The sequence below is a fragment of the Streptomyces sp. NPDC006435 genome, from assembly GCF_040612315.1.
Classification (GTDB): Bacteria; Actinomycetota; Actinomycetes; order Streptomycetales; family Streptomycetaceae; genus Streptomyces.
The window spans coordinates 26,804-48,827 of record NZ_JBEXPY010000055.1 but is presented as its reverse complement, the minus strand read 5'-3'; the positions used below and the strand labels follow the sequence as shown (position 1 = coordinate 48,827).

General features: G+C 72.8%; 26 protein-coding genes. 21 read left to right on the top strand and 5 right to left on the bottom strand.

The window, feature by feature from the left end; genetic code table 11:
* Positions 1-127: 127 nt before the first annotated feature.
* From ybaK to ABZZ04_RS34220, 4 genes are all read right to left on the bottom strand, one after another.
* Positions 128-634, bottom strand: a complete 507-nt coding sequence (gene ybaK / locus ABZZ04_RS34235) for a Cys-tRNA(Pro) deacylase (protein WP_356936122.1) — start codon at positions 632-634, stop codon at positions 128-130.
* A gap of 46 nt (positions 635-680) precedes the next feature.
* Entirely contained in the window at positions 681-1,424 is a 744-nt protein-coding gene (locus tag ABZZ04_RS34230) for an LON peptidase substrate-binding domain-containing protein (RefSeq protein ID WP_356936121.1), read from the bottom strand.
* A 5-nt stretch (positions 1,425-1,429) separates the two neighbouring features.
* A complete protein-coding gene (locus ABZZ04_RS34225; protein WP_356936120.1) occupies positions 1,430-2,467 on the bottom strand; it encodes a hypothetical protein in 1,038 nt (345 codons plus the stop codon).
* Between the two features lie 269 nt (positions 2,468-2,736).
* A complete protein-coding gene (locus tag ABZZ04_RS34220; RefSeq protein ID WP_356936119.1) occupies positions 2,737-4,338 on the bottom strand; it encodes an oxidoreductase in 1,602 nt (533 codons plus the stop codon).
* 150 nt (positions 4,339-4,488) lie between these two features.
* On the opposite strand from ABZZ04_RS34220, the gene hisD reads away from it, so the two are divergent.
* From hisD to ABZZ04_RS34170, 10 genes are all read left to right on the top strand, one after another.
* Positions 4,489-5,811 (top strand): histidinol dehydrogenase, encoded by a 1,323-nt coding sequence (gene hisD, locus ABZZ04_RS34215; protein ID WP_356936118.1) that lies wholly within the window; start codon positions 4,489-4,491, stop codon positions 5,809-5,811.
* Positions 5,808-6,941: a histidinol-phosphate transaminase gene (locus tag ABZZ04_RS34210; RefSeq protein ID WP_356936117.1), complete on the top strand. Its 1,134-nt coding sequence runs from the start codon at positions 5,808-5,810 to the stop codon at positions 6,939-6,941. Before hisD ends, ABZZ04_RS34210 begins: the two co-directional genes overlap by 4 nt.
* Positions 6,938-7,540 (top strand): imidazoleglycerol-phosphate dehydratase HisB, encoded by a 603-nt coding sequence (gene hisB, locus ABZZ04_RS34205; RefSeq protein ID WP_148834347.1) that lies wholly within the window; start codon positions 6,938-6,940, stop codon positions 7,538-7,540. Before ABZZ04_RS34210 ends, hisB begins: the two co-directional genes overlap by 4 nt.
* Complete coding sequence (locus tag ABZZ04_RS34200; protein ID WP_187438482.1) at positions 7,537-7,704, top strand: hypothetical protein; 168 nt, start codon at positions 7,537-7,539, stop codon at positions 7,702-7,704. Before hisB ends, ABZZ04_RS34200 begins: the two co-directional genes overlap by 4 nt.
* Before the next feature lie 37 nt (positions 7,705-7,741).
* Entirely contained in the window at positions 7,742-8,383 is a 642-nt protein-coding gene (hisH, locus tag ABZZ04_RS34195) for an imidazole glycerol phosphate synthase subunit HisH (protein WP_356936125.1), read from the top strand.
* Positions 8,383-9,108, top strand: coding sequence for a bifunctional 1-(5-phosphoribosyl)-5-((5-phosphoribosylamino)methylideneamino)imidazole-4-carboxamide isomerase/phosphoribosylanthranilate isomerase PriA (gene priA, locus ABZZ04_RS34190; protein WP_356936116.1), 726 nt, complete (start codon positions 8,383-8,385; stop codon positions 9,106-9,108). The genes hisH and priA overlap by 1 nt, the downstream gene beginning before the upstream one ends.
* Positions 9,105-9,503 carry a RidA family protein gene (locus ABZZ04_RS34185; RefSeq protein ID WP_356936115.1) on the top strand — a complete coding sequence of 133 codons (399 nt, stop codon included), beginning with the start codon at positions 9,105-9,107 and terminating at the stop codon, positions 9,501-9,503. The genes priA and ABZZ04_RS34185 overlap by 4 nt, the downstream gene beginning before the upstream one ends.
* On the top strand, positions 9,500-10,255 hold the full coding sequence (gene hisF / locus ABZZ04_RS34180; RefSeq protein WP_356936114.1) for an imidazole glycerol phosphate synthase subunit HisF: 756 nt from the start codon (positions 9,500-9,502) through the stop codon (positions 10,253-10,255). The genes ABZZ04_RS34185 and hisF overlap by 4 nt, the downstream gene beginning before the upstream one ends.
* A gap of 157 nt (positions 10,256-10,412) precedes the next feature.
* On the top strand, positions 10,413-11,000 hold the full coding sequence (locus tag ABZZ04_RS34175; protein ID WP_356936113.1) for a helix-turn-helix domain-containing protein: 588 nt from the start codon (positions 10,413-10,415) through the stop codon (positions 10,998-11,000).
* Positions 11,001-11,026: 26 nt separating this feature from the next.
* Positions 11,027-12,277, top strand: a complete 1,251-nt coding sequence (locus tag ABZZ04_RS34170) for an MFS transporter (RefSeq protein ID WP_356936112.1) — start codon at positions 11,027-11,029, stop codon at positions 12,275-12,277.
* A 14-nt stretch (positions 12,278-12,291) separates the two neighbouring features.
* On the opposite strand, the gene ABZZ04_RS34165 is transcribed toward ABZZ04_RS34170, so the two are convergent.
* The gene (locus tag ABZZ04_RS34165) at positions 12,292-12,924 is read right to left on the bottom strand and encodes a TIGR03085 family metal-binding protein (RefSeq protein ID WP_356936111.1); all 633 of its coding nucleotides are present in this window, start codon (positions 12,922-12,924) and stop codon (positions 12,292-12,294) included.
* Positions 12,925-13,008: 84 nt separating this feature from the next.
* Here ABZZ04_RS34165 and hisI point away from each other — a divergent pair, with 84 nt between their 5' ends.
* The 11 genes from hisI (at position 13,009) to lgt (ending at position 22,023) form a co-directional block, all read left to right on the top strand.
* Positions 13,009-13,392 carry a phosphoribosyl-AMP cyclohydrolase gene (gene hisI / locus ABZZ04_RS34160; RefSeq protein WP_148834334.1) on the top strand — a complete coding sequence of 128 codons (384 nt, stop codon included), beginning with the start codon at positions 13,009-13,011 and terminating at the stop codon, positions 13,390-13,392.
* An 11-nt stretch (positions 13,393-13,403) separates the two neighbouring features.
* Complete coding sequence (locus ABZZ04_RS34155) at positions 13,404-14,897, top strand: anthranilate synthase component I (protein WP_356936110.1); 1,494 nt, start codon at positions 13,404-13,406, stop codon at positions 14,895-14,897.
* A 14-nt stretch (positions 14,898-14,911) separates the two neighbouring features.
* Positions 14,912-15,565, top strand: coding sequence for a TIGR02234 family membrane protein (locus ABZZ04_RS34150; RefSeq protein ID WP_356936109.1), 654 nt, complete (start codon positions 14,912-14,914; stop codon positions 15,563-15,565).
* A 127-nt stretch (positions 15,566-15,692) separates the two neighbouring features.
* Complete coding sequence (locus ABZZ04_RS34145; protein ID WP_356936108.1) at positions 15,693-15,941, top strand: HGxxPAAW family protein; 249 nt, start codon at positions 15,693-15,695, stop codon at positions 15,939-15,941.
* A 197-nt stretch (positions 15,942-16,138) separates the two neighbouring features.
* A complete protein-coding gene (locus ABZZ04_RS34140; RefSeq protein ID WP_356936124.1) occupies positions 16,139-16,537 on the top strand; it encodes a DUF2752 domain-containing protein in 399 nt (132 codons plus the stop codon).
* Positions 16,538-16,652: 115 nt separating this feature from the next.
* On the top strand, positions 16,653-17,462 hold the full coding sequence (gene trpC, locus ABZZ04_RS34135) for an indole-3-glycerol phosphate synthase TrpC (protein ID WP_356936107.1): 810 nt from the start codon (positions 16,653-16,655) through the stop codon (positions 17,460-17,462).
* Positions 17,463-17,470: 8 nt separating this feature from the next.
* A complete protein-coding gene (locus ABZZ04_RS34130) occupies positions 17,471-17,737 on the top strand; it encodes a tryptophan synthase subunit(beta) (protein ID WP_356936106.1) in 267 nt (88 codons plus the stop codon).
* Between the two features lie 136 nt (positions 17,738-17,873).
* Positions 17,874-19,154 (top strand): tryptophan synthase subunit beta, encoded by a 1,281-nt coding sequence (gene trpB, locus ABZZ04_RS34125; protein ID WP_356936105.1) that lies wholly within the window; start codon positions 17,874-17,876, stop codon positions 19,152-19,154.
* Positions 19,151-19,963, top strand: a complete 813-nt coding sequence (trpA, locus tag ABZZ04_RS34120; protein WP_356936104.1) for a tryptophan synthase subunit alpha — start codon at positions 19,151-19,153, stop codon at positions 19,961-19,963. Before trpB ends, trpA begins: the two co-directional genes overlap by 4 nt.
* Positions 19,964-20,037: 74 nt before the next feature.
* Entirely contained in the window at positions 20,038-20,865 is an 828-nt protein-coding gene (locus ABZZ04_RS34115; RefSeq protein WP_356936103.1) for a thioredoxin domain-containing protein, read from the top strand.
* A 111-nt stretch (positions 20,866-20,976) separates the two neighbouring features.
* The gene (gene lgt / locus ABZZ04_RS34110) at positions 20,977-22,023 is read left to right on the top strand and encodes a prolipoprotein diacylglyceryl transferase (RefSeq protein WP_356936102.1); all 1,047 of its coding nucleotides are present in this window, start codon (positions 20,977-20,979) and stop codon (positions 22,021-22,023) included.
* Position 22,024 lies beyond the last annotated feature (1 nt).

Genomic DNA, 22,024 nt, shown 5'->3' with positions numbered 1-22,024 from the left:
GGGGGCGGGGGGGGGGGGGCGGGGGGCGGGGGGGGGGGGGGGGGGGGGGGGCCCCCGGGGGGGGGGGGCGGGGGGGGGGCGGGGGGGGGGGGCCCCCCCCCCCCCCCCCCCCCCCGCCGGAGGGGCTCTACGCGCCCCGGCCGATCTCCGCGAACACCGCGCCGGTGAGCGAGGCCAGGTCCTCGGGGGAGAGCTCCACCTCCAGGCCGCGGCGGCCCGCCGAGACGCAGATCGTCGCGTGGGAGCGGGCCGAGGCGTCCAGCACCGTGCGCAGCCGCTTGCGCTGGCCCAGGGGCGAGATGCCGCCGCGCACGTACCCGGTGGTGCGTTCCGCCGCCGCCGGGTCGGCCATCGTGGCGCGCTTGCCGCCCACCGCGGAGGCCAGGGCCTTGAGGTCCAGCGAGCCGGCCACCGGGACGACGGCCACGGTGAGGGTGCCGTCGACGTCCGCGACGAGGGTCTTGAACACCCGGTCGGGGGAGACGCCCAGGGCCTGGGCCGCCTCCTCGCCGTAGGAGGCCGACGCCGGGTCGTGGTCGTAGGCGTGGACGGTGAACGCCGTGCCGGCCGCGGTCAGGGCGACCGTGGCCGGGGTACCGCCGGACTGTTGCTGCTTCTTCGGCTTCTTCGCCACGGGGAAACGGTCCTCGGGTCGCTCGTCGCCGGCCGGGCGGGCCGGATCAGTTGGGGTGGGTCGGGGCGCGGGTCAGGTCCACCGCGGGCAGCGACGGCAGGTGCCGGATGACGGCGGTCTCGGAGCGCAGCAGCGTCAGTTCCTCGCGCAGCCGGGTGGCGGTGTCGGGGGCCTGGAGCAGCCGCTGCTTGGCCGGGACGTCGAGCACGGCCGCCGCCGCGACCAGGTAGGAGACGACCGACGGGTCGTCGGGCAGCTCCGCGCCGGTGGTCAGGGAGCGTTCGCTCGCCCCGGCCAGCCGCTTCTGGTAGCTGCGGAAGGCCCGCAGCACGCCCTCGGCGAGCGCCCCCGCCTCCTCGCCGGGCTCCTCGTCCAGCTCTTCGAGCTCGGCCGTCAGGAAGGGGCCGCTCGCGTCGACGGAGAGCAGCCTGACCCGGGTGGTGCCGGTCGCGAGGACCTCGAAGCTGCCGTCCGGCCGTTCCCGGATCTTCGCCGCGTCGGCGACGCAGCCGACCCGGTGGAAGGACTGCACGGGGTCGGGGCCGAAGCCGTCCGCGGGGCCGCGCCCGGCGGTGGCGTTCACCTCGTCCGGCATGCCCAGGGCCGTCGGGGCGGTCTCGCGGCCGTCGCGGATCGCGACCACGGCGAAGCGCCGGGGTCCGTCCTCGTCGGTCTTCAGCAGCTCGCGCATCATGGCGCGATAACGCTCCTCGAAGACGTTCAGCGGCAGTACGAGGCCGGGGAACAGCACCACGTTCAGCGGGAACAGGGGCAGGCGAGCGGTGGTCACAACGCTCAAGCGTAATGGCCGCGGGTCCGGCCCCGGTCGGCCCGGTCCGGCAGAAGCGTTCCGCAGGCCACCCGGAGCCGCGCGTCGTCCCTCGCCTCCAGGAACCGGCCGAGCGGATCGTCGGAGACCGACGACCACGGGAACGACGCCGCGTGGGGTCCGATCCGCCGGAACTGTTCCAGCGCCTCGGCCCAGCGGCCCCGGGCGACCAGCACGAACGCCAGCAGGTTGCGGACCTCGGCCGGCCAGGGGTCGCCCGGCGCGAACGAGGCGGACAGCGTGATCGCCAGATCCGCCGCCGCGTCGATCCGCTCCTCCTGCACCGAGGTGGTCCGCGCGCCGGGCCCCTCGACCAGCAGGGCGAAGGCGGCCCGCAGCGGCAGCGCCTGGACCAGCGAGCCGGGCAGCGAGTCCTCGGCGGCCCGCTCGGCGAAGTCGAAGCACTCGCGGTGCGAGCCGTACCAGGCCGCGGAGAGGTAGCGCAGCGCCGCGACGTGACAGCCGTAGTGGTGCGAGGAGCGCCGCACGGCCTGCTCCCACAGCGCCTCGAACACGGTGTGCGTGGCGTGGGTGCCGCGCGCGTGGTCGAGCGCGAGCCGCCAGGGCACCGGGTCGCGCGGATCGCTCTCGGCCGCCGCGGTGATCAGCGGCCCCACCTCGCGCAGCTGCTCGCTCCTGGCGGGCGACTCCCACGCCCGGCGGACCGCCAGCTGCGCCTTGACGAGCAGGGCGTCCGGGTCGTGCGGGGCGGCGGCGAGCCAGTCGGTCAGCCAGCCGTCGCGGCTGCGGGCGAAGGCGACGAGCCGGACGAGGTAGCGGTCCCGGTTCTCCCACTCGGCGCCGTCCCGGGTGGTGGCGAGGAGCTTCGCGGCAGGCCCGTACTCCCCGAGGGCGGCGGCGACGAGTGCGGGGGAGAGCCGCTCGTCGGGGGCGTCGAGCAGCACCGTGTCGTCCGCGGGCAGTCCGGCGGAGCCCTGCGGGGAGCGCCGGAACAGGCCCGCGGTACGGAGCAGAGCGCGGAGGAATGGCATGGTGCAGACCATTGAAAAGCGCTGGTCGGGGCGGCGCCAGAGGTGCGCTGTGAAGCTTTGGTGCCGAGTGAAGGGGTTGTATTCGACCGGGTCAAGAAAGAGTAAAGGAAAGTGCGGAAACTGGCTTGTTCCCGTTGCTGCGGCCGGTGCTGTCCGATGTTGCGGACGTGGCCCGTCCGGGCGTTCGACCACGGCCCGGAACCCTCGCGCGGGACGTGCCGCACAAGGTGTTCCGGGCGGGCCGGCCATCGGCGGCCGGCCCGTCCGTGGCCGGAATCCGGTCAGCCCCGGCGCAGCAGCCGGGTGGCGCCCGTCGCGACCGTCGTGGCCAGTATCCAGCCCAGCAGGACCAGCACGGCCGCGGCCCACTGCCAGCCGCCCTCCAGTCGCCAGTAGCCGTCCTGGCCCAGGTTGATCACCGGGATCAACAGGTCCAGCGCGTACAGCGGCGCGTTCCACTGCGGATGCTCGTCCGGCTTGATCGGCGCCGGCACCTGCCGGGAGAAGGCCAGCGCCCCCGCCGCCCAGAGCAACGCCATCCACACCGCCGCCCGCCCCGGCCGGTAGCCGTACGCCACCGCCCAGTCCTGCAGGAAGCCCCAGAGCTTCGCGGCGAGCGGCAGCGTCTCGCGCCGCCGCCGCTGCTTGGCCAGCAGCACCTCGCGGGCGTCCGCGTCCTCCCCGCAGTTGCGCAGCACCGTCGCGAGCCGCTCGTACGGCTCCGGCACGTACTCCGGGGTCGCCGCCGCCACCCACTCCAGGCGCCGGGAGAGCGGGAAGTGTCCGTACGGGACGAGGTTCTCGTACACGAAACCGCCCATCGCCAGGCCGCCGGGCCCCGGCCAGCTGGTCGACACGTCGATCAGCGTGACCACCTTCGCGCCGTTCAGCACGACCCGGCCCTCCTCCGGCCGCTCCGCGTTGAACCGCAGCTCCGGGGTGACGATCCGGCGCAGCGACAGTTCCTCGTGCCGGCCCAGCACGAACCGTGCCTTGTGCAGGTCGACCGCGTCGCCGAACCGCCCGTCGTCGAGCCGCACCCCGCCGCGGCACTCGAAGGTCTGCGACCGGGTGCCGCTCGCCGGGGTCGACGCCATGGCGATGCCGAACGGGGGAGTGGTGCCCTGGACGCCGGTGTCGACGCTCACCCACGCCTCGCTCATGTACAGCGTCCGCTCCACGGTCAGCTGCGGGGCGTTCAGCGCGCGCCGCCCGTCCCTGCCCCGCAGCCGGCTGCCGCGCAGGCTCAGTGAACCGCCGACCTTCGCCCCGCGCAGACTCAGTTCGCCGCGCGCCTCCACCAGCTCCGCCTGGAGGTCCTGGGCGACCGACAGCCCGTCGGCGGCCAGGGCGCGACCGCCCCGGTCCGGACCGATCTCGATCTGGTTGATCAGTAAATCGGTGCCGATCTGGGCGTCGGTGAGGCGGATGCCGCGCTCGATCCGGCAGCGCGGCAGGTGCAGATCGCCCTCGGTCCGCAGCCGGGCCGCCTCCAGCCGGGGCATCGCACAGCCCACGATCCGCAGTGTCGTGAAGTGGCACTCGGGCAGCACCACCTCGTTCTCGAAGCGACAGCCGGTCATCTCGACGTACGGCGAGACCTGCCCGCCCGCGAGATCGAGCGTCCCGGTGATCCGCACGCCCCGCAGCTTCAGCGCGGCGACCCGGCCCGGCCTCGGCGGTGGCCCGGACAGCAGCAGCCGGGCGACGACGCGCCCGTCCACGCTGCGTTCGGGGCCCCACGTCCGGGGCGCGAACGGATCGTCCCGCGCAGGGTCGCGGGCGCGCAGATCGTAGGTACTGCCGTTCCGGAACGACTGCCACATGCCCAGCTCGGCCGCGCTGAGACCATCCGGAAAATCACCGTCGTGCGGCTCGGTCACGATTCCCCCTTCCACTTCCAAGCTGTTCTTCCCGCTGAGTGACGAGGTGAACGCCATCAGTCATCGAGGACGTCCGGAAGGAGTCCAGAACACGTATCAGCCAGTGATACGGAAGACCGGATGCCGGAGACGGTCTGCGAGAATTGCGGTGTGATCTCTCGAATCGATCTGCGCGGCGACGTCCTCCCCGAAGGCGGAGCCCTGCGCGACCTGCTGCCCCGTGCCGAGTTCGACGTGGAAGCCGCCCTGGAGACGGTGCGGCCGATCTGCGAGGACGTACGCCATCGCGGCTCCGCGGCAGTGATCGAGTGGGGGGAGAAATTCGACGGCGTACGGCTCGAATCGATCCGTGTCCCGGCCGAGGCGATCGCCGAGGCCGCCGAGAACCTCGACCCCGACGTCCGGGCCGCCCTGGAGGAGTCGATCCGCCGCGCCCGCCTCGTCCACCGCGAGCAGCGCCGCACCACGCACACCACCCAGGTCGTCCCCGGCGGCACCGTCACCGAGAAGTGGGTGCCGGTCGAGCGCGTCGGGCTGTACGTACCGGGCGGGCGCTCCGTCTACCCGTCGTCCGTCGTCATGAACGTCGTACCGGCCCAGGAGGCGGGCGTCGAGGGCGTCGCCGTGGCCTCCCCGCCGCAGAAGGACTTCGACGGCCTGCCGCACCCGACCATCCTCGCCGCCTGCGCCCTGCTCGGCGTCGACGAGGTGTACGCGGCCGGCGGCGCCCAGGCCGTCGCGATGTTCGCGTACGGGACGGACGAGTGCCCCCCGGTGAACCTCGTCACCGGCCCCGGCAACATCTACGTCGCCGCCGCCAAGCGCCTCCTCAAGGGCCGCATCGGCATCGACGCGGAGGCCGGCCCCACCGAGATCGCGATCCTCGCGGACTCCACCGCCGACCCGGTGCACGTCGCCGCCGACCTGATCAGCCAGGCCGAGCACGACCCGATGGCCGCCGCCGTCCTGGTCACCGACTCCGCGGAGCTGGCCGACGCCACCGAGGCCGAGCTGAAGCCGCAGATCGCCGCGACCAAGCACGTCACCGACCGGATCGAACCCGCGCTGGCCGGCCGCCAGTCCGCGATCGTCCTGGTCGACGACCTGGAGGACGGCCTCAAGGTCGTCGACGCGTACGCCGCCGAGCACCTGGAGATCCAGACCGCCGACGCCGCCGCCGTCGCCCAGCGGGTCCGCAACGCCGGCGCGATCTTCGTCGGCCCCTGGTCCCCGGTCTCGCTCGGCGACTACTGCGCGGGCTCCAACCACGTGCTGCCGACGGGCGGTTGCGCCTGCCACTCGTCCGGGCTCTCCGTGCAGTCCTTCCTGCGCGGCATCCACATCGTCGACTACACGCGCGACGCGCTCGCCGACGTCGCCCACCACGTCGTGACCCTCGCCGAGGCGGAGGACCTCCCCGCCCACGGCGCCGCGCTCAAGGCCAGGTTCGGCTGGAAGGTTCCGCAGCAGTGACGCACGGCAACACCCCCCGCGGGACCACCCGCATCGACGACCTCCCGATCCGCGACGAACTGCGCGGCAAGTCGCCGTACGGGGCACCGCAGCTCGACGTGCCCGTACGGCTGAACACCAACGAGAACCCCTACCCGCTGCCCGAGGAGCTCGTCGACCGGATCGCCGAGCGGGTCCGCGAGGCCGCCCGCGACCTCAACCGCTACCCCGACCGGGACGCCGTCGAGCTCCGTACGGAACTGGCGCGCTACCTCACCCGCACCGCCGGGCACGAGGTCGGCCCCGCCGAGGTCTGGGCGGCCAACGGCTCCAACGAGGTGCTCCAGCAGCTGCTCCAGGCCTTCGGCGGCCCCGGCCGCACCGCGATCGGCTTCGAGCCCTCGTACTCCATGCACGCCCTCATCGCCCGCGGCACCGGCACCGGCTGGATCTCCGGACCGCGCAACGAGGACTTCACCATCGACGTCGAGGCCGCCCGGAGGGTCATCACCGAGCGGCGCCCCGACATCGTCTTCATCACCTCGCCCAACAACCCCACCGGCACCGCCGTCGACGCCGACACCGTCCTCGCGCTGTACGAGGCCGCGCAGGCGGCCAAGCCGTCGATGGTCGTCGTCGACGAGGCGTACGGCGAGTTCAGCCACCGCCCCTCGCTGCTCCCGCTGATCGAGGGCCGGCCGAACATGGTGCTCTCGCGCACCATGTCCAAGGCGTTCGGCGCCGCCGGACTGCGCCTGGGCTACCTCGCGGCCGACCCGGCGGTGGTGGACGCGGTCCAGCTGGTGCGCCTGCCGTACCACCTGTCCTCCATCACCCAGGCCACCGCGCTCGCCGCCCTGGAGCACACCGATACGCTGCTCGCGTACGTCGACCGGCTCAAGGGCGAACGCGACCGGATCGTCGCGGAGCTGCGCGCACTGGGCTACGAGGTCGTCGACTCGGACGCCAACTTCGTCCAGTTCGGCCGCTTCCCCGACAGCCACACGGTCTGGCAGCAGATCCTCGACCGGGGCGTCCTGGTCCGGGACAACGGCGTACCGGGATGGCTGCGGGTCTCCGCGGGCACCCCGGCAGAGAACGACGCGTTCCTCGACGCGGTACGCGAACTGAAGAAGGAGCACGACGCATGACTCGCGCGGCCCGCGTAGGAAGAGTCGAACGCACCACCAAGGAGACCTCGGTGCTCGTCGAGATCGATCTCGACGGCTCCGGCAAGGTCGACGTGTCGACCGGGGTCGGCTTCTACGACCACATGCTCGACCAGCTCGGCCGGCACGGGCTCTTCGACCTCACCGTCAAGACCGACGGCGACCTGCACATCGACACGCACCACACCATCGAGGACACCGCCCTCGCGCTCGGCGCGGCGTTCCGGCAGGCCCTCGGCGACAAGGTCGGCATCTACCGCTTCGGCAACTGCACCGTCCCGCTGGACGAGTCGCTCGCCCAGGTCACCGTCGACCTCTCCGGCCGGCCGTACCTGGTGCACACCGAGCCGGAGAACATGGCGCCGATGATCGGCACGTACGACACGACGATGACCCGGCACATCCTGGAGTCCTTCGTCGCCCAGGCGCAGATCGCCCTGCACGTCCACGTACCGTACGGGCGCAACGCCCACCACATCGTGGAGTGCCAGTTCAAGGCGCTCGCCCGCGCCCTGCGTTACGCCAGCGAGCACGACCCGCGCGCCGCCGGCATCCTCCCCTCCACGAAGGGCGCACTGTGACCGGCCTCAGCACCATCCTGATCGTCGTCGGCCTGTTCCTGGCCGGCGGCGTCTACTCCTTCTCGAAGCAGAAGATGCCCCGCGGGGTCATAGTCCTGCTCGGCATCGGGTCCTTCATGTGCCTGCTCGCGGGCGTCATGCGGATCCAGGGACTCTGGGACTGAGGCACGGCTCGTGAGCGAACGGAACAAGAGCGACCGGATGAGCGGCAAGAAGAAGGTCGTCGTCTTCGACTACGGATTCGGCAACGTCCGCTCCGCCGAGCGGGCCCTCGCCCACGTCGGCGCGGACGTCGAGATCACCCGCGACTACGAGAAGGCGATGAACGCCGACGGGCTGCTGGTGCCCGGCGTCGGAGCGTTCTCCGCCTGCATGGAGGGGCTGCGGAGGGCCCGCGGCGAATGGGTCATCGGCCGCAGGCTCTCCGGCGGCCGCCCCGTCATGGGCATCTGCGTCGGGATGCAGATCCTCTTCGAGCGCGGCATCGAGCACGGCGTGGAGACGGAGGGGCTGGACGAGTGGCCCGGCACCGTCGCCCCGCTGAAGGCCCCGGTCGTCCCGCACATGGGCTGGAACACCGTGCGGGCCCCCGAGGACTCCCAGCTCTTCGCCGGCCTCGACCCCGAGGCCCGGTTCTACTTCGTGCACTCCTACGCCGTGCACGACTGGAGCCTGGAAGTCACCAACCCCAAGATCCGCGCCCCCCGGGTCACCTGGGCCACCCACGGCGAGCCGTTCGTCGCCGCCGTGGAGAACGGCGCCCTGTGGGCCACCCAGTTCCACCCCGAGAAGTCCGGCGATGCCGGCGCCCAGCTGCTGACCAACTGGATCGAGACGCTGTAATGCCGAAGCTTGAACTGCTCCCCGCCGTCGACGTCCGTGACGGACAGGCCGTCCGGCTCGTCCACGGCGAGTCCGGCTCCGAGACCTCCTACGGGTCCCCGCTGGAGGCCGCCCTCGCCTGGCAGCGCGCCGGCGCCGAGTGGCTGCACCTCGTCGACCTGGACGCCGCCTTCGGCACCGGTGACAACCGCGCGCTGATCGCCGAGGTGGCCGGTGCCATGGACATCAAGGTCGAACTCTCCGGCGGCATCCGCGACGACGCCTCGCTCGCCGCGGCCCTCGCCACCGGCTGCCGCCGGGTCAACCTCGGCACCGCCGCCCTGGAGACCCCGGAGTGGGTCGCCAAGGTGATCGCCGAGCACGGCGACCAGATCGCCGTCGGCCTCGACGTGCGCGGCACGACGCTGCGCGGCCGCGGCTGGACCCGCGACGGCGGCGACCTCTACGAGACGCTCGCCCGCCTCGACTCCGAGGGCTGCGCCCGCTACGTCGTCACCGACATCGCCAAGGACGGCACGCTCCAGGGCCCCAACCTGGAACTCCTGAAGAACGTCTGCGCCGCCACCGACAAGCCGGTCGTCGCCTCCGGCGGCGTCTCCTCGCTGGACGACCTGCGGGCCATCGCCTCGCTCGTCCCGGAGGGCGTCGAGGGCGCGATCGTCGGCAAGGCGCTGTACGCGAAGGCGTTCACCCTCGAAGAGGCCCTCCAGGTGGTCTCCGGATGAGCGACTCGGTCAACCGGGTCTCCTCCGGCGCCCCGTGGGAGGAGCGGTTCGGCTACTCCCGCGCGGTGGAGCTGCCGAACGGGCTCGTCCTGGTCGCGGGCTGCACCTCGGTGGAGAACGGCCAGATCTCCGCGGGCGGCCCGTACGAGCAGACCGTCACCTCCTTCAAGGTCGCCCTCGACGCGCTGAAGCAGCTCGGCCTGGGCCGCGAGGACGTCGTCCGCACCCGGATGTACGTCACGCACGTCCGGGACACGGACGAGGTCGGCCGGGCCCACAAGGAGCTCTTCGGCGAGGTCCGCCCCGTCGCGACGATGGTCGTCGTCGCAGGCCTGGTGGACCCGAGCCTGGTCGTCGAGGTCGAGGTCGAGGCGTACCGGGCAGGTGCGCGATGAGCCTCGCGGTACGCGTCATCCCCTGCCTGGACGTCGACAACGGCCGGGTCGTCAAGGGCGTCAACTTCCAGAACCTGCGTGACGCGGGCGACCCCGTCGAGATGGCGAAGCTGTACGACGCCGAGGGCGCCGACGAGCTGACCTTCCTGGACATCACCGCCTCCAGCGGCGACCGGGAGACCACCTACGACGTGGTGCGCCGCACCGCCGAGCAGGTCTTCATCCCGCTGACGGTCGGCGGCGGCGTCCGCACCGCCGAGGACGTCGACAAGCTGTTGCGGGCCGGCGCGGACAAGGTCGGCGTCAACACCGCCGCCATCGCCCGCCCCGACCTCGTCCGGGAGATCGCCGAGCGCTTCGGCCGCCAGGTCCTGGTGCTCTCGGTGGACGCCCGGCGCACCCCCGACGGCAGCTTCGAGGTCACCACGCACGGCGGCCGCAGGGGCACCGGCATGGACGCCGTCGAATGGGCGCACCGCGCCGCCGAGCTGGGCGCGGGCGAGATCCTGCTCAACTCGATGGACGCGGACGGCACCAAGGACGGCTACGACACCGAGATGATCGCGGCAGTCCGCAAGCACGTGACCGTCCCCGTCATCGCCTCCGGCGGCGCGGGTCGGCTCGCCCACTTCGCGCCCGCCATCGCGGCGGGGGCCGACGCGGTGCTCGCCGCCTCCGTCTTCCACTTCGGTGATCTGCGGATCTCCGAGGTCAAGGACGCGCTCAGGGAGGCCGGACACCCGGTCCGCTGACCTCGTACGACCCCATCGATCGCCGGACGGGCCGCCATGGCCCGCCCGGCGATCGGCTTTTCCGGCACCGTTCCGGTTCGACCCCGCCCCGAAATCCCGCAACTTCTCTTGCGCAATAAAGATTGCGCAAGTTTTCTTTCGTATCTAGGATCGGGGCATGGCAAGCAACGAATCGCGCCGCGTCTCGGACCTGGAGACCCTGAAGGCGTTCGGACACCCCCTGCGGATGCGGCTCTACCGGGCGCTCTACATCGCCCGCAAGGCCACCGCCTCCCAGCTCGCCGACCAGGTCGACGAGGCGGTCTCCCTGGTCAGCTACCACCTGCGCAAGCTCGCCGACCACGGCCTGATCGAGGAGGCCGAGCAGCAGGGCAGGGACGGCCGCGAACGCTGGTGGCAGCCCGCCTCCAAGGGGCTGACCTTCCACGACGAGGACTTCAGCGACGCCCCCGAGAAGGCCGCCACGCACGCCGCCATCAGCCGGCTCTCCTTCGACCAGCACATCGAGATGTACCGCCGCTACCTCGACTCGTCGAGCAGCTGGGCCCCCGAGTGGCGCAGCGCCGCGTTCTTCTCCGAGTACCTGGCCCGCCTCACCGTCGAGGAACTCGCCGACCTGGGCCGGGAGATGAGCGAGCTGGTCAACCGCTACGAGAGCCTCGGCCGCACCCGTGCCGAGGCCGGAGACACGGAAGGCCGCGAGAACGTCGCGCTGCACCTGTACGGATTCCCGTTCCGCACCTGAGCCGCCGTCCCGGAAGGACACTCCGCATGACCGTCACCGACCTCCGCACGGCCGCGGAACCCACCGGCCGTCCCGCCCACCGCGACGCCAACGTCCTGCGCTGGCTCGGCGCCCACACCGCGTCCGTGATCGGCGACAGCGTCTACTACATGGCGCTCGCCTGGGCCGCCGCCCGCACCGGCAGTGAGACCCAGACCGGCCTCGTCCTCGCCGCCGGCTCCATACCCCGGGCCGTGCTGATGCTCGGCGGGGGAGTGCTCGCCGACCGGATCGGGCCGCGCCGCGTCGTCATCGGCAGCGACGCCGCCCGCTGCCTGGTCGTCCTCGGACTGGCGGGCGTCCTGCTGCTCACCTCGCCCGCCCTGTGGCTGCTGATCGCCGTCGGGCTCGTCTTCGGCGTGGTCGACGCCCTCTTCCTGCCCGCCGTCGGCGCCCTGCCGCCCCGGATCACCACCGAGGACCAGCTGGCCCGGGTCCAGGGCCTGCGCGGGCTCTCCATCCGCACCGCCAACGTCGTCGGAGCCCCGCTCGGCGGCCTCGCGGTGGCCCTCGGCGGCCCGGCGCTCGCCTTCGCCGCGGCCGGGGTGCTCTTCGCCGTGTCGCTGCCGCTGCTGATGTCCCTGCGGATCAGGCCGCTGCCCGGCGGGAAGGACGCCGGACCGTCCGGCACCGCCCGGCGCGACCTGGCCGACGGGCTGCGCCACATCCGCCGCCACCCGCTGCTCGGCCCGCTGGTCCTCGTCGTCGCCGTCACCGAACTGGGCTTCTCCGGACCGCTCAACCTCGGCATGGTCCTGCTCGCAGGGGAACGCGGCTGGGGCGCCTCCGGCATGGGCTGGATCGTCGCCGGGTTCGGGACCGGGGCCGGTGCGTCCGCCCTGCTGCTCGCCGTGCGCGGCCGGGTGCCGCGCGCCGGACTGGTGATGTGCCTGACGGTCCTGGCCGCCGCGGTTGCCGTCGGGGCCGTGGCCCACGTCCCGTCGGTGCCCCTCGCCGTCGTCGCGGCCGTCTGCGTCGGGCTCTTCGCCGGTCTCGGCGGCGCCCTGTGCGGGGCCCTGATCCAGACCGTCACCGAACCCGCCTACCTCGGCCGGGTCACCTCGGTGACGACCCTGTTCACCCACGCGATCGCCCCGCTCGGCTACCCGGTCACGGGCGCGGCCGTCGCCGCCTGGGGGACCGGGCCGGTCTTCGTCGTCAGCGCCGCGGTGTGCGCGGCCGGAGGAGTGACCGGACTGGCCATCACCGGGCTGCGCCGCGCGGAACTCCCGCGCTGACCCGGACGAAACGCCTACATCCCCAGCTCCGCCGTGTGCAGCCGGTCCACCGCCTCCTTGTCGCCCGCCAGCTCCACCACCGCCGCGTCCTGCCGCCCGAACGCGAAGAGCAGCAGCTCGCCCGGCTCACCGGTCACCGTCACCACCGGGACGCCCTTGTGCGCCACCACCGTCCGCCCGTCGGGGCGGCGCAGCACCAGCCCCACCGGGGACCTGCGGCCCAGCAGCCGGGCCGTCCGCTCGGTGCGCGACCACAGCAGATCGGCGAAGACCGGGTCCAGCTCGCGCCGGGACCAGTCCGGCTGGGCCCGGCGGACGTCCTCCGCGTGGATGTAGAACTCCACGGTGTTGGCGGCCTCGTCGACCTGCTTCACGGCGTACGGGGAGAACCGCGGCGGCCCGGTGCGGATCAGCTGGATCAGCTCCTCGTACGGCTTCGCGGCGAACTCCGCCTGCACCCGTTCGAGCCGGTTCTTCAGCACGCCCACCAGAATCCCGCCCGCCGCGTCCGGCCGGCGCTCCCGGACCACCACGTGGGCGGCCAGGTCCCGGGCGGTCCAGCCGTGGCACAGGGTCGGGGCCTCCGGGCCCGCCGCCTCCAACAGATCGGCGAGCAGAAGCCGTTCACGCTTCGCATGGGTCGACATGCCCGCCAGCGTACGGCCGCCGAACCCGGTCCGCCCAGTGGACGTCGCGCCGGACGGACCCCGCGGCCACGGCACAATGGGCGCATGACCAGCGAGCCCACGCCCAGCACCCCGCCGCCGTCCGGCAACCTCGATCCGGCCATCGCGGCCCGCCTCAAGCGCGGCGCCGACGGACTCGTCCCGGCCATCGCCCAGCAGTACGACACCGGCGAGGTGCTGATGCTCGGCTGGATGGACGACGAGGCCCTGCACCGCACCCTCACCACCGGCCGGTGCACCTACTGGTCCCGCAGCAGGCAGGAGTACTGGGTCAAGGGCGACACCTCGGGCCACATCCAGCAGGTCAAGTCCGTCGCCCTCGACTGCGACGCCGACACCGTCCTCGTCAAGGTCGACCAGACGGGTGCCGCCTGCCACACCGGCGACCGCACCTGCTTCGACGCCGACGTCCTCCCGCTCGCGCAGTAGGGTCAGCCGCCATGGATCTCGACACCTTCCGCAAACTCGCCGTGGACCGGCGCGTCATCCCCGTCAGCCGCAGGCTCCTGGCGGACGGCGACACCCCGGTCGGGCTCTACCGCAAGCTCGCGGCCGAGCGCAGCGGCACCTTCCTCCTGGAATCGGCGGAGAACGGCCGCTCCTGGTCGCGCTACTCCTTCATCGGGGTGCGCAGCGCCGCCACCCTCACCGCGCGCGACGGACGGGCCCACTGGCTGGGCGTCCCGCCCGTCGGGGTCCCCGTCGACGGGGACCCGCTGGAGGTCCTGCGCGCCACCATCGAGACCCTGCACACCCCGCACGACCTGGTCGTCGACGACGGACTGCCCCCCTTCACCGGCGGCATGGTCGGCTACCTCGGCTACGACATCGTGCGCCGCCTGGAGCGGATCGGCGACAGCGCCGAGGACGACCTCCACCTCCCCGAGCTGACCATGCTGCTCACCTCGGACCTGGCCGTGCTCGACCACTGGGACGGCAGCGTCCTGCTGATCGCCAACGCGATCAACCACAACGACCTCTCGACCGGCGTCGACGAGGCGTACGCGGACGCCGTGGCCCGCCTCGACGCGATGGAACGCGATCTCTCGCGCCCCGTCGAGAACGCCCCCGCCGCCCTCCCGCCGTCCGAACTGCCCCCGTACACCGCGCTGTGGGGCGGCAAGGCGTACCAGGACGCCGTCGAGGACGTGAAGGAACGCATCAGGGCCGGCGAGGCGTTCCAGGTCGTCCCCTCGCAGCGCTTCCAGACCCCCTGCACCGCCAGCGCGCTGGACGTCTACCGGGTGCTGCGCGCCACCAACCCCTCGCCGTACATGTACCTCTTCCGGTTCGACGGCTTCGACGTCGCGGGCTCCAGCCCGGAGGCCCTCGTCAAGGTCGAGGACGGCCGCGCCATGGTCCACCCGATCGCCGGCACCCGGCACCGCGGCGCCACCCCCCAGGAGGACCAGGCGCTCGCCGACGAACTCCTCGCCGACCCGAAGGAACGCGCCGAGCACCTGATGCTGGTCGACCTCGGCCGCAACGACCTGGGACGGGTCTGCGAACCCGGCACCGTCGAGGTCGTCGACTTCATGTCCATCGAGCGGTACTCGCACGTGATGCACATCGTCTCCACGGTCACCGGCCGCGTCGCCGAGGGCCGCACCGCCTTCGACGTGCTCACCGCGTGCTTCCCCGCGGGCACCCTCTCCGGCGCGCCCAAGCCCCGCGCGATGCAGATCATCGAGGAGCTCGAACCCACCCGCCGCGGACTGTACGGGGGCTGCGTCGGCTACCTCGACTTCGCCGGGGACTCCGACACCGCCATCGCCATCCGCACCGCGCTGCTGCGCGACGGCACGGCGTACGTCCAGGCCGGGGCGGGGGTCGTGGCCGACTCCGACCCGGTCGCCGAGGACACCGAATGCCGGAACAAGGCGGCGGCGGTGCTGCGCGCCGTCCATACGGCCAACCGGCTCCGCGACGCGTGAAGCGGTAGGGGATAGTGGAGTACGTGAGTGCCGTATCCGTACCCCAGCCCCGAGCCGTCACCGCGCCCGACGCCCCGGGAAGCCGCCGCAGCCTGGCCGCCGGCCTGCTCCTCGGGGCGGCCGGCGCCACCGTCGTCCTGCTGTCCTCCGGCCAGACCTGGGCCGAGGGCCGGGCATCGGTCGGCGGCGGCTTCCTGCCCCTGTCCGCCGAGGGCCAGGACGTCACCGGGCTCCCCGCCGCCCTCGCCGTGGTGGGCCTGGCCGCCCTCGTCGCCGTCTTCGCGGTGCGCGGCGCCGGGCGGCTGGTCGTCGCCGGGCTCCTCGCCCTCAGCGGCCTCGGCGCCGGGCTGAGCGCCTGCCTCGGCGCCCTCGACCGGTCAGCGCTCGACGAGAAGGCCGCGCAGACCACCGGCGACACCCAGGCCACCATCGACGCGCTCAGCCACACCGTGTGGCCCTACGTCACCGCGGTCGGCGGCCTGCTGATCCTGCTGGCCGGGCTGCTCGCACTGCGCTACGGGAAGCGCTGGCCCACCATGTCGGGCCGCTACGAACGGGACGGCACCCCCCGCCCCCGCAGGGCCTCCCGCACCGCCCCGGACCCGGACCGGCCCGAGGACCTGTGGAAGGCACTGGACCGCGGCGAGGACCCGACGCGCGAGGTGTGACCCCCAGCTCACGTCCTACCCGCACGTACGGGACAATGAAGCCGAGCTCTCGGCACGGCGGCACCAACGGCGCCACCGGCCTTGCGCACAGCGATACCAACAGCGCATCACCAACAAGGAGCAACTCATGGCGGGCAGCAGCCACGGACACACCCCGGCCGCCTGGACCGGTGTCATCATCTCCTTCATCGGCTTCTGCGTCGCGGGCGTCTTCATGGTCGCGGCCAACCCCGTCGGCTTCTGGGCCGGAATGGCCGTCGTCCTCCTCGGCGGCGTCGTCGGCCTCGCGATGAAGGCCGCGGGCCTCGGCATGCCGAAGGAGTCGGCGGAGATGGCCCAGGCCAGGGCCCGCGCCGCACAGGCCCAGGTCTCCTGAGGCACGGCATCCGTACGAGCGCGAGGCGCAGCCCGGTCCGGGCTGCGCCTCGCCGCGTCGGCGGGGACAATCACCGGGTGGACGCAACGCCTACTCCGCCCGCCGCCGTGCCGTCACCGGCCCCCGGGCCCGCCCCCGGCGGCCCGCCGCCGCCCGGACGACCGTTCCCGCCGGTCGTCCCCCCGGCACCCGTGCCCGTGTCGCGCGCCCGGCGCCTCGCCGTGCCGGCGGGCGTCATGGCCCTGGTCGTCGGAGCCTTCGGCTACGTCGGCACCGTGGACCCCAACGAGCCCGGCCACTACCCCGTGTGCCCGCTGCTCCGCTTCACCGGGCTCTACTGCCCGGGCTGCGGAGGGCTGCGCAGCGCCCACGCCGTCGCGCACGGCGACATCGCCGCCGCCCTCGGTTCCAACGCGCTCGCCGTCGCCGGTTACGCGGTCTTCGCCGTCCTGTGGGCGGTCTGGACGGTCCGTGCCTGGCGGGGCAGGCCCATGGGCCTCGCGGTCCGGCCCGCCGTGTGGTGGGCGATCGGGGCCGTGCTGCTGGTCTTCTCGGTCGTCCGCAATCTGCCGTTCGGTTCCGCTCTGGCCCCCTGAATGCTCAGCTGGTGGGACGTTTCCCGAGCGGATTCGGGCCCTTCGCCCTCCTGCGGATAGCATTGACGTGGCTGATCCTGTTCCCTCATCACCGTCCCGGAAGGGGGCCGCTCGCGTGAGTGTGCTCGACGAGATCATCGACGGCGTGCGCGCCGACCTCGCGGAGCGGCAGGCGCGTGTCAGCCTCGACGAGCTGAAGGAACGCGCACAGCGCGCTCCGGCGGCCAAGGACGGGGTCGCCGCTCTGCGCGGCGAGGGCGTCAACGTCATCTGCGAGGTCAAGCGCTCCAGCCCCTCCAAGGGGGCCCTGGCCGCGATCGCCGACCCGGCCGGACTGGCCGCGGACTACGAGGCGGGCGGCGCGTCCGTCATCTCCGTCCTCACCGAGCAGCGCCGCTTCGGCGGTTCCCTCGCCGACCTGGAGGCCGTCCGCGCCAAGGTCGACATCCCGGTCCTGCGCAAGGACTTCATCGTCACCTCGTACCAGCTCTGGGAGGCCCGCGCCCACGGCGCCGACCTCGCCCTGCTCATCGTCGCCGCCCTCGACCAGGAGGCCCTGGTCTCCCTGATCGAGCGCGCCGAGTCCATCGGCCTGACGCCGCTGGTCGAGGTGCACGACGAGGATGAGGCGGAGCGCGCCGTGGACGCCGGGGCCAAGGTCATCGGGGTCAACGCGCGCAACCTGAAGGACCTCAAGGTCGACCGCTCCACCTTCGAGCGCGTCGCCCCCGAGATCCCCGCCCACATCGTCAAGGTCGCCGAGTCCGGCGTCCGCGGCCCGCACGACCTGATCGCGTACGCCAACGCGGGCGCCGACGCGGTGCTCGTGGGCGAGTCCCTGGTCACCGGCCGCGACCCGCGGGCCGCCGTCGCCGACCTGGTCGCCGCCGGCGCCCACCCCGCGCTCCGGCACGGACGGGGCTGACCGCGACCGTGTACGCCGACCGTCCCGTGCTCCGTGTCCGCAGGGGCCCGCGCCCCGCCGGTGCCACGGCTGCCCGGGACGGGTCCGTGCCGACGGCGCGCGGCTGTTTCCCGCAGCCGGCCCACCCCCAGCCCAGGCGCTGCGCACCGCCCTTCTGGCACCGCGGCTGCCGCGCCCCCGCCCGCCGGGTGCACGGCCGACGGGTGCGGTACGTGATCGGTGACGAGCCCGGCCAGGTCAACGGCATGCGATGGCGCACGGGGACCGCGCCGTAGCGAGCCCCGGCCGACGTACCCGCAGCTTTTCGACGTACGTACGCCCCACCGCCCGACCGTCCGAAGGTCGTGGCGGCGCTCCGCCCACGGCGCATACGGTGAGCCCACCCATTGCGATGTCGAGGGAGCACGTCGGATGTCATCTGACTTCTTCATCCCGGACCCGGAGGGTCTGATCCCCAGCGCCGAGGGGTATTTCGGTGCGTTCGGCGGCAAGTTCATCCCGGAGGCGCTCGTCGCCGCCGTGGACGAGGTCGCCGTCGAGTACGACAAGGCCAAACACGACCCGGCCTTCGCCGCCGAGCTCAACGAGCTCATGGTCAACTACACCGGCCGGCCCAGCGCGCTGACCGAGGTCCCGCGATTCGCCGAGCACGCGGGCGGCGCCCGGATCTTCCTCAAGCGCGAGGACCTCAACCACACCGGCTCGCACAAGATCAACAACGTGCTGGGCCAGGCGCTGCTCACCAGGCGCATGGGCAAGACCCGGGTCATCGCCGAGACCGGCGCCGGCCAGCACGGCGTCGCCACCGCGACCGCCTGCGCGCTCTTCGGCCTCGAATGCACCATCTACATGGGCGAGATCGACACCGAGCGGCAGGCGCTGAACGTGGCGCGGATGCGGATGCTCGGCGCCGAGGTCATCGCGGTGAAGTCCGGTTCCAGGACCCTGAAGGACGCCATCAACGAGGCGTTCCGCGACTGGGTCGCCAACGTGGACCGCACGCACTACCTCTTCGGCACCGTCGCGGGACCGCACCCCTTCCCGGCCATGGTCCGCGACTTCCACCGGGTCATCGGCGTCGAGGCCCGCCGCCAGATCCTGGAGCGGGCCGGCCGGCTGCCGGACGCCGCCATCGCCTGCGTCGGCGGCGGCTCCAACGCCATCGGACTGTTCCACGCCTTCATCCCGGACGCGCACGTCCGGCTGATCGGCTGCGAACCCGCCGGGCACGGCGTGGAGAGCGGCGAGCACGCGGCGACCCTGACCGCGGGCGAGCCCGGCATCCTGCACGGCTCGCGCAGCTACGTCCTCCAGGACGACGAGGGCCAGATCACCGAGCCGTACTCCATCTCCGCGGGGCTCGACTACCCGGGCATCGGCCCGGAGCACTCGTACCTCAAGGACATCGGCCGCGGCGAGTACCGCGCGGTCACCGACGACGCGGCCATGCAGGCGCTGCGCCTCCTGTCCCGCACCGAGGGGATCATCCCGGCCATCGAGAGCGCCCACGCGCTGGCCGGTGCCCTGGAGGTCGGCAAGGAGCTCGGCAAGGACGGGCTGCTCGTGGTCAACCTGTCCGGCCGCGGCGACAAGGACATGGACACGGCGGCCCGCTACTTCGGGCTGTACGACGCAACCGACGGGGTCGTCGAGGCCGATGTGGCCGGCGGGGAACAGGAGGTCACCAAGTGAGCGGCAACGTGGAGCTGTTGAGCGCCTCCCTCGCGCGGGCGAAGTCGGAGGACCGGGCCGCGCTCATCGCCTACCTCCCGGCGGGCTTCCCGACCGTCGACGGCGCGATCGAGGCCGTCAAGGCGGTCGTGGCGGGCGGTGCGGACATCGTCGAGGTGGGGCTGCCGCACAGCGACCCGGTGCTCGACGGCCCGGTCATCCAGACCGCGGACGACATCGCGCTGCGCGGCGGCGTGAAGATCGCCGACGTGATGCGCACGGTCCGCGAGGCGCACGAGGCGACCGGCGTCCCGATCCTGGTCATGACGTACTGGAACCCGATCGACCGCTACGGCGTCGAGCGCTTCACGGCCGAGCTCGCGGAGGCGGGCGGCGCCGGGTGCATCCTGCCCGACCTGCCGGTCCAGGAGTCCGGCCCGTGGCGCGAGCACGCCGACAAGCACGGTCTCGCGACCGTCTTCGTCGTCGCGCCGAGCAGCAGGGACGAGCGCCTCGCCACCATCACGGAGGCCGGTTCCGGCTTCGTCTACGCCGCCTCGCTGATGGGCGTCACCGGCACCCGGAACTCGGTCGGCGAGCAGGCCCAGGACCTGGTCCGGCGCACCCGCGCCACGACGGAGCTGCCGGTCTGCGTCGGCCTGGGCGTCTCCAACGCCGAGCAGGCCGCCGAGGTCGCGGGCTTCGCCGACGGGGTGATCGTCGGCTCGGCCTTCGTCAAGGCGATGCTGGACGCCCCCGACGAGGAGGCCGGCCGGGCCGCCGTCCGCTCCCTGGCGGGCGAACTCGCCGAAGGCGTTCGAAAGCGCTGAATCAGGTGTAACCCGAACGGGTGGACCTGGACCGGGGAGGCACGCGCGTGCCTCCCCGGTTCGTTGCTGCGGGTGTGAGCGAGAAGAACGAACAGGGAAAAAGGGCCGCGCGAGACCGGCTCGTCCAGCAGCGCGAGCGCGAGCGGGCCGGCGAGCGCCGCAGGCGCACGCTGATCGTCACCGCCGCCGTGGTCGGCGTGCTGGGCCTGGCCGCCGTCGTCGGCGTGATCGCGGCGAACACGAACGGCAAGAGCGGCAAGGGCGACACGGCGGGCCCCGCGGTCGTGCCCTCCGGAGCGACGGGCAAGGACGGCCTGGCCATCCGGGTCGGCGCGGACGACGCCCCGTCCACGCTCACCATCTGGGAGGACTTCCGCTGCCCGGTCTGCGCCCAGTTCGAGAACGCGTTCCGCGACACCATCCACCAGCTGGAGAGCACCGGGCAGATCAAGGCCGAGTACCACCTCGCCACGATCATCGACGGCAACCTCGGCGGCAGCGGCTCGCTGCGCGCGGCCAACGCGGCGGCCTGCGCGCAGGACGTCGGCAAGTTCTCCGCGTACCACGACGTGCTCTACCGCAACCAGCCGCAGGAGGCCGACGACGCCTTCGGCGACAACGACAAGCTGATCGAGCTCGCGGGCAAGGTGCCCGGGCTCGACACCCCCGCCTTCCGCAGCTGTGTGAACGACGGCAAGCACGACAGCTGGGTCCAGAAGTCCAACACGGCGTTCCAGAACGGCGGATTCCAGGGCACACCGACCGCACTGCTCAACGGGGAGCCGATCTTCCCGAAGAAGGGCGACGAGCCGATCACCGTGGCCAACCTGAAGAAGTGGGTGGCCGAGGCCAACAAGGGCAAGAAGCCGGGCACGGTCACCCCGGCCCCGTCGGGCTCCTGACCGGTCCGTCACGGCTGGGCGGGGCGGGGTGTCGGGGGGCCCGCCCGTTACCCAGAAGTTGTCGGGTGGGTTGCCGTACGCCCCACCCGGCAAGGTAGCGTCGACCCTGCCATGGACCTTGCCTACATTCCCAGCCCGTCGACCGGCGTGATCAATCTCGGCCCGATCCCGCTCCGCGGCTACGCGTTCTGCATCATCATCGGTGTCTTCGTCGCCGTCTGGTTCGGCAACAAGCGCTGGGTCGCCCGGGGAGGCAGATCCGGCACCGTTGCCGACATCGCCGTCTGGGCCGTGCCCTTCGGCCTCGTCGGCGGCCGGCTCTACCACGTGATCACCGACTACCAGCTGTACTTCAGCGAGGGTGAGAACTGGGTCGACGCCTTCAAGATCTGGGAGGGCGGCCTCGGCATCTGGGGTGCGATCGCGCTCGGTGCCGTCGGCGCCTGGATCGGCTGCCGCCGCCGCGGCATCCCGCTGCCCGCCTGGGCCGACGCGCTCGCCCCCGGCATCGCCCTGGCCCAGGCCTGCGGCCGCTGGGGCAACTGGTTCAACCAGGAGCTGTACGGCAAGGAGACCGACCTGCCGTGGGCGCTGGAGATCAGTGACGGCCCCAACCGGGTCGCCGGCACGTACCACCCGACGTTCCTGTACGAGTCGCTGTGGTGCATCGGCGTCGCCCTGCTGGTGATCTGGGCGGACCGCCGCTTCAAGCTCGGACACGGCCGGGCCTTCGCCCTGTACGTCGCCGCGTACTGCGCGGGCCGGGGCTGGATCGAGTACATGCGGGTCGACGAGGCCCACCACATCCTGGGCCTGCGCCTGAACGTGTGGACCGCGCTGATCGTGTTCGTGCTGGCCGTGGCCTACATCGTCATCTCGGCGAAGCTGCGGCCGGGCCGCGAGGAGATCGTGGAGCCGGGCGCCGCCGAGGACGCGGAGAAGGCCGGGGACGGTGCGAAGGACGGTGTCGAGGACACCGCCGCCGGGACCGCGAAGGACGCCTCCGTCGAGCTCACGAAGGACGGCGACGACGCGGCCGGTGCCAAGAAGGAGGCCGACCCGGCCCCCGTGGCGGACGAGGCCGCGGAGAGCACCGACGACGACGCCGAGCGGGCGGCCGAGAAGGACGACACCGCGAAGGCGGCCAAGAAGGGCTGAG